Origin of the sequence: Saltatorellus ferox, assembly GCA_007751475.1 — a bacterium.
Taxonomy (GTDB): Bacteria; Planctomycetota; UBA1135; order UBA1135.
On sequence record CP036434.1, the window covers coordinates 3,653,115 to 3,669,291 of the forward strand.

Annotated in this window: 11 protein-coding genes; 6 read left to right on the forward strand and 5 right to left on the reverse strand. The window is 68.7% G+C overall.

Features of this window, described 5'->3' with window-relative positions; all coding sequences use genetic code 11:
• Nucleotides 1-5: 5 nt before the first annotated feature.
• Together Poly30_RS13085 and Poly30_RS13090 are read left to right on the forward strand one after the other, a co-directional pair.
• The gene (locus Poly30_RS13085) at nucleotides 6-3,605 is read left to right on the forward strand and encodes a DUF7133 domain-containing protein (protein ID WP_145197974.1); all 3,600 of its coding nucleotides are present in this window, start codon (nucleotides 6-8) and stop codon (nucleotides 3,603-3,605) included.
• A gap of 101 nt (nucleotides 3,606-3,706) precedes the next feature.
• Nucleotides 3,707-4,744, forward strand: coding sequence for a GGDEF domain-containing protein (locus Poly30_RS13090; protein WP_145197977.1), 1,038 nt, complete (start codon nucleotides 3,707-3,709; stop codon nucleotides 4,742-4,744).
• Nucleotides 4,745-4,858: 114 nt separating this feature from the next.
• On the opposite strand, the gene Poly30_RS13095 is transcribed toward Poly30_RS13090, so the two are convergent.
• Nucleotides 4,859-6,442: a PQQ-dependent sugar dehydrogenase gene (locus tag Poly30_RS13095; protein WP_419191332.1), complete on the reverse strand. Its 1,584-nt coding sequence runs from the start codon at nucleotides 6,440-6,442 to the stop codon at nucleotides 4,859-4,861.
• A 271-nt stretch (nucleotides 6,443-6,713) separates the two neighbouring features.
• Between Poly30_RS13095 and Poly30_RS13100 the strand changes: the two genes are divergently transcribed.
• Nucleotides 6,714-8,291, forward strand: coding sequence for a sulfatase family protein (locus Poly30_RS13100; RefSeq protein WP_419191333.1), 1,578 nt, complete (start codon nucleotides 6,714-6,716; stop codon nucleotides 8,289-8,291).
• A gap of 7 nt (nucleotides 8,292-8,298) precedes the next feature.
• Here Poly30_RS13100 and Poly30_RS13105 read toward each other — a convergent pair whose 3' ends face one another.
• The gene (locus tag Poly30_RS13105; RefSeq protein WP_145197984.1) at nucleotides 8,299-9,288 is read right to left on the reverse strand and encodes a methyltransferase domain-containing protein; all 990 of its coding nucleotides are present in this window, start codon (nucleotides 9,286-9,288) and stop codon (nucleotides 8,299-8,301) included.
• Nucleotides 9,289-9,438: 150 nt separating this feature from the next.
• On the opposite strand from Poly30_RS13105, the gene Poly30_RS13110 reads away from it, so the two are divergent.
• The gene (locus Poly30_RS13110) at nucleotides 9,439-10,647 is read left to right on the forward strand and encodes a hypothetical protein (protein WP_145197986.1); all 1,209 of its coding nucleotides are present in this window, start codon (nucleotides 9,439-9,441) and stop codon (nucleotides 10,645-10,647) included.
• 24 nt (nucleotides 10,648-10,671) lie between these two features.
• Here the strand turns inward: Poly30_RS13110 and Poly30_RS13115 are convergent, their stop codons facing one another.
• Nucleotides 10,672-11,721, reverse strand: a complete 1,050-nt coding sequence (locus tag Poly30_RS13115) for a hypothetical protein (protein WP_145197988.1) — start codon at nucleotides 11,719-11,721, stop codon at nucleotides 10,672-10,674.
• 247 nt (nucleotides 11,722-11,968) lie between these two features.
• On the opposite strand from Poly30_RS13115, the gene Poly30_RS13120 reads away from it, so the two are divergent.
• The gene (locus tag Poly30_RS13120) at nucleotides 11,969-13,780 is read left to right on the forward strand and encodes a hypothetical protein (RefSeq protein ID WP_145197990.1); all 1,812 of its coding nucleotides are present in this window, start codon (nucleotides 11,969-11,971) and stop codon (nucleotides 13,778-13,780) included.
• Nucleotides 13,765-14,343, forward strand: a complete 579-nt coding sequence (locus Poly30_RS13125) for a hypothetical protein (protein ID WP_145197992.1) — start codon at nucleotides 13,765-13,767, stop codon at nucleotides 14,341-14,343. The genes Poly30_RS13120 and Poly30_RS13125 overlap by 16 nt, the downstream gene beginning before the upstream one ends.
• Here Poly30_RS13125 and Poly30_RS13130 read toward each other — a convergent pair.
• Complete coding sequence (locus Poly30_RS13130; protein ID WP_145197994.1) at nucleotides 14,297-15,286, reverse strand: aldo/keto reductase; 990 nt, start codon at nucleotides 15,284-15,286, stop codon at nucleotides 14,297-14,299. The genes Poly30_RS13125 and Poly30_RS13130 overlap by 47 nt on opposite strands.
• Nucleotides 15,261-16,163 (reverse strand): EamA family transporter, encoded by a 903-nt coding sequence (locus Poly30_RS13135; protein WP_145197996.1) that lies wholly within the window; start codon nucleotides 16,161-16,163, stop codon nucleotides 15,261-15,263. Before Poly30_RS13135 ends, Poly30_RS13130 begins: the two co-directional genes overlap by 26 nt.
• Nucleotides 16,164-16,177: the final 14 nt, after the last annotated feature.

Sequence of the window (16,177 nt, forward strand, 5' to 3'; positions counted from 1 at the left end):
TGTGCATGACCTCCGTGATCGCGACTCTCTTCCTCGGGCTGGCGCCCGCCCTCGCGCAAGGTGACTCGGACGATGGGGGCGGCCGGGATGGCAAGCCTTCGAACGGGAGCGCGCACGGGGATGGAGCGATCGAGACCGCGCCCGTGGAACTCGCCTCCGAAGCCCGCGAGGCCCTCAAGCGCTTCCGCATCCCCGAGGGCTTCCGTGCAGAACTCTTCGCCTCCGAGCCGCTGCTGGCTCACCCCGTGGCCTTCTGTTTCGACGTCTTCGGGCGCGCCTACGTGGCGGAGACCTTCCGGCACCACAAGGGGGTCACGGACATCCGGGAGCACATGGACTGGCTGGAGGACGACCTCGCCATCAAGACGGTGGAAGATCGCGTCGCGATGTTCCGCAAGCACGAGGGGGACGAGGGGCTGGCCAGGGGCTACGCCGTCGAGACCGAGCGCGTGAGCCGTATCGTGGACCGGGACGGGGACGGAGTCGCGGACGCGACCGACGTCTTCACGGCGGATCTGACGGATCCGGCGGTGGGCATCGGTGCCGGGGTTCTCGCGCGTCCGCTGGACGGGTCGGGGGCGACCGAGGTCTGGTTCACGTGCATCCCGGACGTCTGGCGTCTCATGGACGCGAATGGCGACGGCGTCGCGGAGTCGCGGATCTCGCAGTCGAGCGGCTACGGCCTGCGCGTTGCGCTCCTCGGCCATGACATGCACGGCCTCGTGATCGGTCCCGACGGGCGGATGTACTTCTCGATCGGCGATCGCGGGTTCAACATCACCACCGCGGAGGGCGTGCATCTCGTTCGCTACGGGACGGGGGCGGTCTTCCGCTGTGAACTCGACGGCAGCGGTCTGGAGATCTTCTGCGACGGGCTGCGCAACCCCCAGGAGCTGGTCTTCGACGAGGTGGGCAACCTCTTCACGCTGGACAACAACTCGGACGGAGGCGATCAGGCGCGCTGGACCTGGCTCCTGAAGGGCAGCGATACCGGCTGGCGCCAGGCCTATCAGTGGGTGGGAGAGCCAACGTCGCGCGGGCCCTGGAACCATGAGCTGCTCTGGAAGCCGTTCTCGCCCGAGCAGCCCGCGTACGTCCTGCCGCCGATCGCGAACTTCACCAGCGGCCCGTCCGGCCTGACGATCTATCCGGGCACCGGATTCGGCGAGGAGTGGCGCGGGAAGTTCTTCATCTGCGACTTCCGCGGGAACCCCGGTTACAGCGGGATCTACGCCTTCGGCAACGAGGTCCAGGGGGCTGGCTTCCGCCTCGGAAAAACCGAGGAGTTCGTCTGGGACGCGCTCCCGACGGACGTGGACTTCGGGATCGACGGGAACCTCTACTGGAGCGACTGGGTTTCGGGCTGGAACCAGACGGGCAAGGGCCGGCTCTATCGCGTGGTGCCGGAGAACCGCACGGCCGAGGAGGTGGCCGCGATCGAGGACACGCGCACGACGCTGCAGCGGCTGGCGGCGGAAGGCGCCGGCGGCAGCGGCCTCGATGCGGGCCGCGCGGCGAGCCGTTCGGGCGCTTCGGGCTACTCGGACGAGGAACTCGTGGCTCTGTTCGCTCACCGCGATCGCCGGGTCAGGCAGGAAGCTCAGCTGGCGCTGGCGCACCGCGCGATCGCCGAGCAGGATCCGGTGAATGGCCAGCGGCACATGGTCCCGGCGCTCCAGCGAATGCGCGAGCCGGCTGCCGACGACCGCGAGCGGACGGCGCGCCTGCACGCGATGTGGACGCTCTGGCACGTGGCCCGTCGCTCGGAGACGCTGGCGGGCAGCCTTCCGAAACACCTGACGGGGCTGCTCGCCGACGAAGATCCCGAGGTCGTGGCCCAGGCGTGCCGGATCTTTGGGGAGCTCGGTTGGCAGCCGGCGGCGAGCCGCCTTCCGGAGCTTCTGACCCACGGAAGCCCGCGCGTTCAGCTCTACGCCGCGGAGGGGCTCGGTGGCATGAAGGCGGAGGCGTCCGCCGGCGTGGCGGGCCTCGTCGCGCTTCTGGAGTCCTCCGGGGGCACGGATCCCTGGCTTCGTCAGGCCGCGATCCACGCTCTGGAGCAGGTCGCGAGTCCAGGCGAGATCCTCGCGCAGCTGGAGCATCCGGTCGAGCACGTGCGCCGCGCACTGGCCGTGGTGCTCCGCCGCTGGGAGGACGAGGCCATCGGGCAACTCCTTCAGGACCCGAGCCCGCTGGTGCGCGCCGAGGCCGCGCGCGCGATCTACGACGCACGCATCGAATCCGCGATGGACGAACTCAGCTCGTTCCTGGGGACGGCGCCCGACCATCAAGAGGGCGGCGGCGAGGAACGCGGCGGTACCGACGACTTCACCTGGCGCCGGGCGATCCACGCCTGCCGCGAGATCGCTACCCCCGAGTCCGCGCGGCTCCTGGCGGACTTCGCAGGCTCCATGCGAGGCCCCGCGCGTGTCCGCGCCGAGGCATTGCGGCTCCTCACCGACTGGACGAAGCCTGTGACGCGCGACGGAATCCTGCAGGATCATCGGCCTCTGCCAGGGGGCTCCGGGGCCGACATCGAGGCGCTCCGCGAACACCCGCTCTTCTCGACGTCGCAGGTCGCGCAGATCGAGGAGACCGCGAAGGGCATGGAGCCGCGGAACCGCGAACGGATCATGAATGCGCTCGTGGCGCTGCATCGTGCCTGGCCCGGGCCGACGACGATCACGGCGCTGGAGGCCATCGCCAGCTCGGAAACGTTCCGCGCGGCGCCGAGGCGAGCCGCCTTCGAGGGCCTCTTCGAGCTGGACCCGACCGGTCCGGAGACGGTTCGCACCATGGCCGCTGCGCTCGTGGATGTGGGGAGCCCCCTGAGGGCACGGGCCTTTGGAAGGCTTTCGGAGGACGAGGCAACGCTTCGACTCGTCCAGACGATTCAGAACACGGGTGCAACCTTCTCGGCCGATGACAGGGCGGAGGCCATCAAGATCCTGTCCACGCTGGGCGGCGCCGATTCGTCGGCGGCCTATGCGCGGCTGGGAGAGTGGCTGGTCGAGGGATCGGATCCGCTGCTGGTCGACTGGCTGGAGGGTGCTGCGAAGCACGAGAGCCCCGCGGTGAAGGCGGTCGAGCGAAGGCTTGTCGATTCCTGGACCACGGCGCGCGAAGGAGGTGACCTCATCGCCGAATGGCGCATGTGCCTCGACGGCGGCAACGCACGGCGCGGGGAACGAATCTTCGCGACCAAGTCGGAGACGAGCTGCACCAAGTGTCATGTCGTCGGCGGCGCAGGTGGCTCCGAGGCGGGCCCCGCGCTCGACACGGTGGGGGCTCGGCTCGAGGCCGAGTCGCTGCTGCGCGCCGTGGTGGCTCCGAACGCTGAGATCGCCGAGGGCTTCCAGAGCTGGATTCTCATGGCGGACGGAGAAGCGTTCGCGGGTCGTATCCTCGAGGAGACTGCGGATCTCATCGTCCTCGAGAACTCGAAGAAGGAGCAGCTCGAGTTCACGCCGGACGAGATCGAGGCTCGCCGCAGGGACGTCTCCGCGATGCCCGGGGATATCTCGACGCACCTGTCTCGCCGTGAGATGCAGGACCTGATGGCCTACCTGAGAAGCCTCCGGGGCGAGGCGGATGCTCCGCGTTGAGACGCCTGGAAAAGCCGTCCCTCCCGCGTCAAGCGGGGCGTACGTGAACGTCGATTTGGCTGGATAGACGGCCCGGGGTCCCCCCGGCCGCTCTCCAAGCCATGTCGAACACCGCCACGCTCAGCTTCAGCCGCACGGGCCGAGGCCTATTCACCCGGGACGAGGTCCGCGCGCTCATGCAGATCGAGTTCGAGCGGGCCGAGAGGTACAGCTACCCGATCGCGTGCATGCTGATCCAGGTGGATCACCTGGCGCAGATCCAGACGGTGCACGGCCACGAGGCCAAGGAGGAGGTGCTCTTCTCGATCATCGACCTCGTGAAAGGGGCGACCCGGGCGGGAGACCTTCTCGGCTACATCGTCGACGATCGACTGATGGCCGTGGTACCGCACACTCACCCCGTCGCGGCGAAGGCGCTGGCGGAGCGCTTGTTGAAGGGCGCGCGTGAGCTCGCCTTCGCACTGGAAGGCCGGACGATTCGCATCACGCTCTCGATCGGGCTCAGCCACAACCAGGACCCGGGCGCCAAGTCGTTCGCGACGCTGGAGCGCGTGTCCGAAGAAGGTCTCGACGTCGCCGACAATGGCGGCGGAGATCGCTGCGTCCAGACGGAGCTCTACCAGCTCTACGAGCGCGAGAAGAAGCCGGTGAGCCGCGAGGACATCGAGGATCTCCTGGCCCGCGCCGAAAAGATGGGCTATCGCCAGCGACTCGAGTCGCTGGTGCAGGGTGGCGCGGATCTGGAGGTCGCTGCGGAGACCGTCGCGGAGGAGATCATCGACCGCGCGGTGGACGCGGCGCGTCAGGACTGGGAGAAGGAGCTGGCCGAGGCCAACGCGGAGGTCGTGCGTCTCTCGGCGGAGAGCCTGAAGTCGCCGGCCGGGTCGCCCGATGAGGACCTTCGCCGCGAGGTGGAGCAGCTCCACCGACGGATCGCGAAGCTGACGGGATCCCTGGAGATGACCGAGCAGGAGATCGCTCGACTCCGAAAGCTCAAGAACGTGGACGACGGCGTCGCGTCGCTCTACCGCGACGTCCAGGGGCTCGGCGACGGCGACGCGAGGTCCGAGGTCAAGAAGGAGCTGATGGGCGAGATCTTCCGGGCCAACATGCACCTGCAGGGCAAGAAGGTCGGCTGACGCGCGGTTGAAGACCGCCCTTCTGGCGCGACGAAAAGAGCGCCCGCGCCGTCTCCGAGGAGAGGGCGCGGGCGCTCTTGTCCGTTCAGCAGATCGAGATCGGCCGTCCAGCGATCACGGGCAGAACACTGCGCTCAGGCCGTTCGTGAAGTTCCAGCTCGGCGTGCCGCCCTGGTTGTCGCGGAACCAGAACTGGAAGTTCAGGGTATCGCCCGCGTTGATGGCACCCGGTCCCATGCTCTGGTTCGGTGCGGTGAAGTCGACCTGGAGGAAAGCGCTACCGAGGATGTCCGCCTGAACCGCGGGGTAGATGCGGATCAGAGGCTTCGAAGCATTGCCAGCGACGCAAAGGTTCCCGAGGCCGCTCGTGGTCGAGGTCTGCTCGGGGCCATAGAAGAAGATACCGATCCCGTTCGACGGGACGCCACCGGCCGCAAGGCCGAAGTCGTTCGCGCCGATGCTGGTGGACCCGGTGCCTGCGATGATCGCCGGTGTTCCGGTGCTGCCCGCCACGGCCTGGCAGAAGTTGGTGTAGCCGCACGGCGGCACGTCCTCGACGATCTTCCACGCGCGCGCGCCCGAGAGGATGTAGATCTCGCCGTCGAAGTCCTCGCCGAAGGCGGTGATGTTCGAGAGCGAAGCGGAACCCGGCGGATCGAGTTCGGTCTGGCGCTCCATGAAGTCCAGCACGTTCGTGCCGTCGTAGCGGAGGCTCCAGATCCGGTTCGAGCAGTAGTCGGCGTAGAAGTACGTGCCCTGGAGGCTCGGGATGGCGGAGCCGCGGTAGATCATGCCGCCGGTGATGCTGCAGCCCTGACCGTGGGTGTACTCGATGATCGGATCGATCAGCGTCGTGTCGGTGCACACGCAGCCCGAGAGGCCCGTGCAGCGCGTGCCTTCCTTGCAGCGCCAGCCGAGGTTCAGTCCGCCCACGCCAGCGGGAATGAAGTCGACCTCTTCGCGGGCGTTCTGACCCACGTCAGCGATCCAGAGGTCGCCGGTCATGCGATCGAAGGTGAAGCGCCACGGGTTCCGGACGCCGATGTGCCAGATCTCGTCGCGAACGGTGGAGACGCCGACGAAGGGGTTGTCCGCGGGGATGAACGGCGAGGGGATGTCCACGTCGTAGCGGAGCATCTTGCCGAGGAGCTGCATGCCGTCCTGGGCGCGTCCGTTCGGGTCGTTGCCCGAGCCGCCGTCGCCCATGCCGACGTAGAGCTTGCCGTCAGGGCCGAAGCGAAGGCAGCCGCCGTTGTGGTTGCTGAAGTCCTGGTTGATCGAGTCGATGAACTGGACCACGGTCGGATCGGCGACGTTGGGATCGGCCGTGACCGCGAACTCGGTGATCCGGGTGTTGCCGCCCGTGTTCGTGAAGTTCACGAAGAAGCGGCCGTTCGTCTGGTAGTCGGGGTGGAAGGCGAGGCCGAGAAGGCCGCGCTCGCCGCCGGAGCCGACCATCGACCGGATGTCGAGGAAGGGCGCGCCAGCGGTGACGCCGTTCTCGACGACCTGGATGGTGCCGCGCTGCTCGACGATGAAGACGCGCGTGGGATCACCCGGCGCGAACGTGAGGTCGGTGGGACTGACGAGGCCGTTGACGAACAGTTCGGTCGTCAGGGGAGCCTGCCCTGCGGCGGGAGCGGCGGTCCAGGCGAGGAGCGTGGCGGCCAGTCCGGCGAGAAGAGTAGAGCGGTGCATGAAGTGAAGAGAGTGGCTGGAAGAATCGCTCGGCGGGTCGAGCGTGGGCGTCGATACGACGCCGCCAGAACAGGTCATTCTAGCGTGACCCCATGAAGGCGAACCGGATCGGCCTTCGGTTCCTACTTTTTGTCGCTATTGCGGGCGACGGGAGCCCGTAGGTTCGCTCCAGTTCACCGTTATGAGAGCCTCTTTATTCCGCCTGATTGTCGCAGCCACCGCTCGCCGTCGTTCGTCTCGTATTGCGACGGAGGCCGGGGCGATCCGTTCCATGGCACTGGCGTCATCGGTGCTGTGGCTGATCGCAGCCTGTGCGGGCGGGGGCGAAGAGCCTCCGCGCTACCGGAACGTGCTCTTCATTTCCATGGACACCACGCGTGCCGATCATCTGGGTCTCTACGGAAACGCGGAGGTGAAAACGCCAGCCATCGATGCGCTGGGCGCCGAAGGCGTCGTCTTCGACGCCTGCATGTCGGCGGCCGCGACGACTCTCGCGTCGCATACGAGCCTGCTCACCGGGACGTACCCCTTGCGTCACGGCGTCACGCGCAACGGCTTCCAGGTGAGCCCGGAGAACGAGCTGCTCCAGGAGGTGCTGCGCGACGCGGGCTTTTACTGCGCCGCCGTCCTGGGCTCCGCGGCGCTCACCCACAAGAGCGGCCTCGATCAGGGCTTCGATCACTACGACGACGACTTCGATCTCGCGGCGGAGGCCGGAGGGCGCGACCAGGATCAGCGCTCTGCGGCCGATGTCACGGAGCGCCTGCTCTCCCACGTGGACGAGGTGCTTCAGCGACGCAAGAGTGACCAGAGCGTCCCGGACCGGATGTTCCTCGTGGCGCACTACTTCGATCCGCACGCGCCGTACGCGCCGGGGGCCGAGATGGCGCAGCGCTACGGCGTCGAGCCCATGGTGGGGGACTTCGACGACATCGAGCAGGCGGTCCAGAGCCAGCAGGCGCGGATCCTTCGCGGTCCGGCCGCGGAAGGACTCACGGCTGCGCAGGCGAACATGCCGCTCGGCCAGCAGTCCGTGATTCAAAAGGGGCTGAACGAGCCGCTCGTGCGCCGGGCAGCCGGCGTTCCGACGAAGATGGGCCGCACGCTGGCGCGGCTGTATGCGGGCGAGGTGACGCGGACGGACGATGCCATCGGAACGCTCCTCGCGGGGCTCGCCGCACGCGGCGTTCTGAAGGACACGCTCGTGGTTCTGACGGCCGATCACGGGGAGACGTTCTGGGAGCACGGCAACTTCTGGAACCACGGTCTCTGGGTCTCGCAGACCGATGTGCACGTGCCGCTGATCCTTCGCTTCCCCGACGGGCGGGGCGCCGGGCGACGGGTGGACACCTCGGTTTCGGGCGTCGACGTGATGCCGACGATTCTCGAGGCCCTAGGGCTCGTGGAAGCTCGGGCGGGAGACGTCGAGCCAGCCCACGGAAGGAGCCTGATGCCCGCCATCGAGGGGCTGGCGCTCGGGGATCGAGCGACGTTCTCCGAGGCGACCCAGCCCGGTCCAATCCTGGAGGTCGCCCCGGATGGGGCGACCCTGCCCTGGGGGAACGCACGGAAACCGCAGGCGGTGCGGCTCGGGGACTGGAAGCTCATCGACGCCGGTTATCTCGGCCTTCAGCAGCTCTTCCATCTCGGCAGGGACCCGGGCGAGCGCACGGACCTCCTGGCCCCCGGGGCCAGCCCATTGTCGGAAGAAGCCCGCGGGGCGCTCGCGGATCTGCAGCTCGCCTTGAGCCGCTGGCGAGCCAGCGCCAGCCCGAAAACCTCGGCCTTCGATCCCTCGCAGATCGACACGCTGCGGGGGCTCGGCTACACCGAGGGCCAACGCAAGTAGGTGACCCCTACTCGAAGCTACCGTGGTGCCGGTAGAAGAATCGGTGCACGACGTCACCCTCACGGATGACCTCGCCGTCGATGAAGTAGAGCGGCAGGCGCTGGTCGCCCATCTCGGCCCGCTGGGCGTTCATCGCAAAGCGGATCGTGTCGCCGCGCTCGACGGGGAACGGGCGCACGGGGAAGAACGACTGGCGCCAGTGGGTGGGCACCTTCATCGGTGAGCAGGAAAGCTCGATCTTCGGGGCGAGGTCCACTTCGAACCAGCCGCCGAACCCGTGGATCGTGCCGTCGCGCTCGATGGGCATCGTCACCGCCGACGTGAAGAAGAAGTCGTCCGACGTGGCGGTGTCGAGGTCGAGATCGAGGACGATCTGGGGCGGGCCGATCAGGGAAGCTGCCTTGAGGTCGCAGGCCGCTGTCAGGAAGCTCTGGACCTCGGCCTCCACGAGCCTGGAGTAGTCGAGGCCGTAGACCGGACGCTCCCAGAGGCCGATGCCGAGGTCCATGTGGACGTGGCTATCGTCGATGGGCGCGACGGCGAGGCGGAGGTGCCGGGGCAGCATGTGCCCGCCCTCGCGCATCCAGCGGTTGCGCGCGCCGATCACGGACTCGAACATGAGCTCCGCGAGGCCGAAGAAACCCATCCATTCGGAGACGATCAGGTCGTAGTCTCCGGGCAGATCCAGGTCCTCGGCGCGGCCCCGATGGAACGTGATCTTGTCCCCGAAACCGTTGTCCTCGGCCACGTCGCGGGCCAGCTCGATGATGGCGGACGAGTCCACGGCATCGACGTGGGCCGCGCCAGCGCGCGCCGCGAACATGGAGAGGATCCCGGTGCCGGTGCCGACGTCCAGGACGCGCTTGCCCCGGGCCATCGACTCGATGGCCAGCCGATAGGCGTCCGTCCGCGCATGATCCTGGATCATCAGGCGGTGGACGCCGGGGTCTGCGTAACTGGCGAAGTAGTCGTGATCGCTTGCGTAGCCGTCGCTCATCCGCGAAGAGTGCCAAGCCGGACACCGGACGGCTCCACAATTCACGTCGATGATCGCGGGAGATGCCGTGAATTCCCGCCTCTGGATCGGCCCCGAGATCGGGCCTGATCGCAGTTGAGATGCGGGGAACGGTCTTCCTATGCTTGGGCCATGGGGCAATCGAGAGGCAACGGCGACCAGGGGACCCGCGAACCGGCGGCGGCCCACGGTCTCGATCCAGCCTCGCCTCTGACGGTCGCCGAGGCGGCCGCGCTCGCGGGTGTGCCGCTGGCGACCCTCGAGGCGCAGCTCGACGACGGGAGCCTGCTCTTCGAGACAGGCCAGGGCGGTCGCGCCGGGAATCGGATCGTCCGGCTCATGGACCTCGCCGATCTTTACCCGAAGCTCCGGCCCGGCGCCGCCGGCCCCCCGGCCGAGCCGGATCCCGAAGAACCGTCGGAGAGCACGGTTCCGGCCCGCGTGGATTCCCGCGTGAATTCCCTGGGCGCCGACGACAGCATCGCCGGCGCCGTCCGTGCTTCGGGCGCGGACCGGAACGCGCTGATCGAGCTCTGTCAGGACCTGGAGACCCGCCTCGACCTCGCCGAGCGCGAACGCCAGGCCAGCACCGCCAGTCTGCTGATGGCGCAGCGTCGGGTCCTCGACCTCGAGCGCCGCGACGAGCGACGGCCGATCGCGTGGATGGCCGCCGCCACCCTCGGCGTCTTCGGGGTGGCGCTCGCGATTCTCGCGTTCCGCCTGCCGTCCACCGTCCGGGCTGCGGCCCGCGAGGAACTCGGCGTCCTGCAGTCCGACTTCGAGGAGCGCACGGCGCGTATGCGTGAGTCGCTCGACGCGTCCATGGCGAGTCTGGCTGGGTCCATGTCCGCTGCGATGGAGACCGCGCGCGAGGAAGAGCGAGAGCTCCTCAAGTCCGAGCGTGAAGCCCAGGCGGCCCAGATCGCGGCCCTGGAGGCCCGTCTCGCCGAGGCGCGCGCGCTGCAGCTGAGCGAGACCGAGGCGCTCACGCGGGAGCTGACCAGGCAGGTGACGGACGAGGCGGCCGAGCGGCTCGCGGCCGACGTCGAAGAGCGACGCGTGCGGAACGAAGCGCTGGAGCTGCGGCTGCGCGCCGCCGAGGCGCTCGGCGACTCTGCGCGGGAAGCGCTGGCGCAGGAGCGGAGCGTCAGCGAGGCGGAACGAGAGGCCTTCCGCCAGCAGCTGGAGGAGACGCTGGAGAGGCACGATGAAGCCCTGAAGGCAGCTCTGGCTCGCCTGGAGGCGTCCGGCGAAAGGCCCGCTCCCGCCGCCGAACCCAGCGAAAAAGAAAGCACGCCCGCTCCCTGGTGGAAGCGAGCGCTCGGGGACCTGCGCGACTGACGGGTCAGGCGCGTTTCGTTCCGATCAGGGTGCGAAAACGAGGGTGATCGCGTCGGTCGTGTTGGACGTGGGGACGCCGCCGTTCTGGTCGCGGAACCAGTACTGGAAGTTCCACTGATCGCCGATGTCGAACGCCTGGCCACCCGGCAGTCCGCCGTAGGGCATCGGGAGCGCGACCTGGCCCGAGCCGCCGGACGACTGGACGAAGTTCGAGAGGCGGAACAGCTGGCCGCCGAGGCAAAGGTTGCCGGCGCTGCCGCCGAACATCGGGACGAAGGCCTGGCCCTCGGCGAACAGGAAGAACCCGAGCGAGTTCTGGGGAAGCGCGGACGCTGTGAGGGCGAGGTTGCCGCCGTTCAGCCCGGAGTTTCCGGTCGTGCCGATCGCGGCGGCGATGCCCGTGGAGTTGGCGACGGCCGTGCAGTAGTTCACCGGCTGGGGGATCGTGTGGGTCGCTAGAAGGGTTCCCATCAGGTCGATCGTGGCGGAGAGGCCCGTGGCCGGGTCGACCTCGGTGAAGCTGATGTTGAGCGGCGCCGTGAGGGTGATGATCTGGTTCGCGGCCGAGACCATGCCGGTGATGGGCTGGGGGTTCGTCTGGGCGCCCGTGAGGTCGGTGGTGGTCGTCGACTGGCCGAGGGGCGTGATCTGGACGGTGCCCGAGAGGAACGTCGCGAACGAGGTTCCAGAGAAGGCCCCCGTTGGGCCCACGGGAAGGGTCGCGGACTCGAGAGCCAGCGAGAGACCCGTGATCGAGATCTGCGCGAGCGGGGGCAAGAACGGTAGCGGATTCGGGATGGACGCGTTGATGTCGGGGCTGACGACGGCGCTACCGCCGCCCGTCAGGCGGATCGACCCGATGGGACCGGTCAGGCCGGCGGCCAGCTCAGCTTCCACGAGACCAGAGATTCCGAAGGTGTTGGGGTTGCCGACCACGGGTCCCAGCGAGGTCGTGCCGGAGAACGTGAACTGAGACGCAGGGGCGTCGATCGTGAAGGGGAGCGGGGTGCCCTGGGCGGCGGCGGTGGAAGCCAGGAGTGCGGCTCCAAGAACCTGGAAGAGGCTGCGGTTCATGTCGGATTCAGAATGGGAGGGGGCGGAGAGAACGCGGGACGCGGTTCGGTCGCTTCCTGCACCTTCATCATGCGTCATTCCGGCGGATCGGGCGGGCTCCTCCGCGGCGATCCTCGAATGCGGGCCAAAGTTCACCCGAATCGCGCCCCCGGAGGTCGCTGAGCGCGGATACGAGGTGCGCGGAGTCACACCTGGCTTCGCCATTCCCCTCTGGACCTTTCCTGCCTCGATTCGCTACACCATAGACATGGCCAACAGCAGCCCTCTCCGCGGATCCGAAGCCCCTTCAGCCGCCCACCACGCGGCGAGCCGGGGTGCGGGCGCGCGCAGGGGCGCGGTGGAACCTGGGTCGGATACGATCTGGCTGACGGCGGGAGAGGCAGCTGACGCGGCGCGTGTGGCCCACCGTCAGATCGCGGCATGGATCGAGACCGAAGAGCTGTCGGCGAGGACCGGCTGGCGAGGCGGCGCGGAGATCCGGCTCGTCCTGCTCGCGGATCTGGAGGCCCTCGTCGAGTCCATCGACATCGACTGTATCCGGGGCTCCCTGGAGGCGCGCGGCGTGTTCACCGGCCCGCGGCACTTCCTGACAGGTGCCGCTCCCAGGACTCCGGCGCCCCCTGGCGAAGCAGCGACGCCGCCCGATCCCACCGAGCCGTCTGCGGTCGCTCCCGATGAATGGAGGGCCGTGGATCGGCCATGGGCCATCGAGCTGGAGCAGGAGATCCAGAGGCTTCGTGAAGTCATCACGACACTTCGCGAAGACCACGAGTCTCTCGAGCGTCATCTCGATACTCGCGTCGCCGTGGTCAGCACCAGGAAGCTGGAAGTGCCGGGTCACTCGGTGGTGGCTGGGACTCCTCGCGGTGCTTCTTCTGGCGGTGCCTCTTCTCGCAGTGCCTTTTCCGGGGGCGCGCTGATCTCCACGGCGGGTGGACTCCTCCTCGGACTGGCGGGTGCCGCGATCGCCACGACCCTGCTCCGGTCCACCGAGGACGCAGTCGACCTCACGCCCGTCGTTCACGCGGCGAGTCGCCCAGCGACCCACAGCGTCGCACAGGATCGAAGCGGTCCCTCGGTCGCAGGCTTCTCCAGCGCGCTGTCGACGTCACCCTCGACGGTCGAGGACGAACTCGCTCCCGTCGAGGTCGCCACGGCGGAGGTCGAAAGGGTCGCGACCCATCTGGCCCCGGACCTGATCGCTCCCCCGGAGCCTGTGTCCGGTGCCGAAGGCCGTGCCAGGCGAGCGGGCCTCGCCTCCCGGGTTACAGCTGTTGGATCCAGCGTCGCACGGAAGTCGCCCGGCGCACCTGTTCGCCTGACCCCACCGATGGCGCTGGCGGAGATCGAGCCCGCGATCTTCTCGCGCAACTCCGCCGTGCTCGGCGATTGTGCCTACACCGAGCTACTGAAGGAGAGCGCGCTCAACGCCGGACCCGCCGCTGCCTTGGTGCTCGGGCCTTGCTTCGGGCCGGCTCGCCCGAGTGCTGGCCTTTCGGATTCTGGGTTGTCGGATTCTGGACTCTCGAGTTCCGGGCGCGACGACTCGTCGGACGAACTCGCCGTACCAGGGACCCACCGCGTGGGAAGCGTTTCCTGTTGCAGGCACCACGCGTTCGTCGAGCGCATGACGGCGGCGAGCGCCGATGACGCGGCGCGCGCAGGCCTCCGCACGGAAGCCGAAGCTTGCATGAAGGAAGGCGTCCTACCGCCGCTCTTCCGGCTGCGCGCCGACCGATCGGCCAGCCGTTTCCTGCGCGAGGAAACGCGCGGCTGGGAAAGCGCTGGACTCGACGGGGCTGCGGGCGGGCTGAACGCGCCGGAGGCCGTGCACGAGTGGAAGCTCGCCACGGCGCAGCCGACCGGCGAGGGGACCGACGGAATTCGCGTCCACCTGGTGTCCTGGTTGATGCCGGTCGCCGGTCTCGACCGGCAGCTCAGGGCGGCCAGCGGAGCCGGGAAGGACACGCCGAAGCTCCGGCGCTTTCGCATGACGCTGCTGATCCAGGCGGCGCCGCGGGGCGACGTCCTGGAGAGCTTCGATTGGCTGACCGACTGACGCCTGTGGTCGTCGCCCTGCTGATGGGCGTCGGCGGCCTGTTCCTGGTGTTCGAGGGGCTCGTCGCGCGCGAGAACGCGCCCCCTCCCATGCGGCCTCAGATTCCGCCGCCGGGGCTCCCCTTCGGCGAAGCCTCTTCTGGCGCGTCGATCGCCGGCGCGGAGTCGAGTCGCGCTTCGACGGGCGATCGCGAGGTCGCCACCGAGTGGAGGACGCTGCAGGCCGACAGGCAGCTCGACCCACGGCTGGGCGAGGTGGGATCGACGCTCTTCCACGCGGGGCTCGGCCTCGCCGTGGCCGCCTGGGTCCTCGCGTCGCGCGTATCCCTCGGGCGATCGCTCCAGCACCCCTGGTGGGCCCGCATTCTGGTGATTCTGTGGCTCCTGCCCGCCGCGTGGGCGCTGTGGAGAATCGGGGCCCGCGCGGGGCCCGGCGCCGCGTCCGCCCCAAGCGCGATGCTGGTCTTCCGGGCGATGGCGCCCGTCTACGCGCTCTTCCTCGTGCTCGGCCTCTACTTCACGCGATCTCGGCCGCGTGAAACCCTGCGCGGATCTCTTCGATAGCGCGGCGCTCCAGCTCGGTGGGTGTGCTCTCGAACGCTTGCACGTTGGCCAGGACCTCCCGCGCGTTCTCGCAGCCGACGAGCGTGCAGGCGATCCGTGGCTCCTGCGCGGCGAACTCCAGCGCCAGGCGCGGCAGGTCGGTCCCCGCCCTCGAGGCGATCTCGAACGCGTGCTCGGCCGCAGCGCCCGCTGGCCTGTCCGCCGCCGCGACTTCGCGCGCGTGCTCCGGATTCGAAAGCAGCCCCATGTGAAGGGGAGACGCGTTAATGACGGCGATGCCGCGCTCTTCGGCGGCGGGCAAGACGGCTTCCGCGAGGTCGGCGTTCGCGAGGTCGAAGCGCGAGTACGAGAGGATCGCGTCCACCGGAAAGGTGATGAGGATCTCCCGCAAGAGGTCGAGCGAGTTGCCGGAGGCGCCGATGTAGCGGACCTCGCCTCGCTCCCGTGCCGCCACAAGGGCGGGGAGCGTGATCTCCAGCAGTCGCCTGGCGTTCGCCGTCTCGACGTCGTGGACCTGGTACAGATCGATTCGATCGGTGCGCAAGCGCCGCAGGCTCGCCTCCAGCTGCTCGCGGACTGCCTTTTCGCTCGTGTCGAACGGCTTGCCGTCCAGAGGCGTGCATCGGGTGGACAGAAAGAGATCGTCGCGGCGATCATTCATGACGCGACCGAGCATCTCCTCGGAGTGAGCGCGAAATTCGCGCGGGGCCATGTCGACGACGTCGATACCGCAGCCCATGGCAGCGTCGAGCGTGCCCTTCCAATCGGCGTGGTCGCCGAGGCGAGCCAGGGGCCCGCAGCCGAGGCCGAAGGCGGAGACGTTCTCGCCGAGGGCTCCTAGCGGCCTTCGATGAACCCGCGACGTGGCGCCGGTCGTGCGGGGAGTCCCTTCGCCGGACTGGGGGGCCGGGGTCGGATCAGGGTCTTGTGCTTCCGGTCGCATGGGGTCCACTTCGCCAGGTGGCGACGCCCAGCGCAAGGGTGAGCAGGACAGCAGAGAGACCGAGCCTCGCGCCGTCGAAGGATTCGGAGAAGGGCGGGGCCAGCGCGACGGCCACGGCGAGCGGGACCTTCAGGTTGTTCATGACCGCGAGCGCACCGACGCCGACATCGACCGCGCCACGGTTCCAGAGGTAGAACGCGAGGCCGGAAGGAACGAGGCCGAGGTAGAGCACCTTCCAGGACTGACTCTGGTCCAGCTGCCAGTCGGCGGCCGATGTATGAAGCGCTGCCCAGGGGCCTGCGACCGCCACGGCGCCCACATACATCCAGCCGAAGAGGCGGAGCGGGAGCCGGGCTCCGGGCTCGGCGCCCGGTGGAGCCACGCGTCGATAGAGGATCTGGCCCAGAGCCCAGGCGGCATTCGCCGCGCCGACCAGGAGAAGGCCCGAGGAGTCGAGCCCGCCGAGCCCGCCCTCCTCCGGCCAGCGAAGGACGAGCGCGGCGGCCACGGCCATCCACGCGGCCAGTACGGCCCGCGCCGCCACCCGCCGAGCGAGCAGCGCCTCGAAGAGCACGATGAAGATGGGGGTGGTCACCGTCAGCAGGGCCACTTCGTGCCCCGCGAGAAACGCGTAGCTGCGCATCACGAGCACGTACATCAGTCCGAACTGGATGGCGCCGATCCCGATGAGCTTCCAGGCGAGGCTCGACGCTTCCATGGCGTTCGTCCGCTGCCTCCCGCGCACGAGAAGAGGCACGAACAAGAGCGCCGCGAGCCCGAGGCGCGCGGCGCTCAAGACGTCCGGGTGGATGCCGCTCGACTTGATGAGTGCGAAGGACACCGACCACAGGAGCGAGGCCAGGACGAGGAGAAGCAAGGATCCTTCGGTCA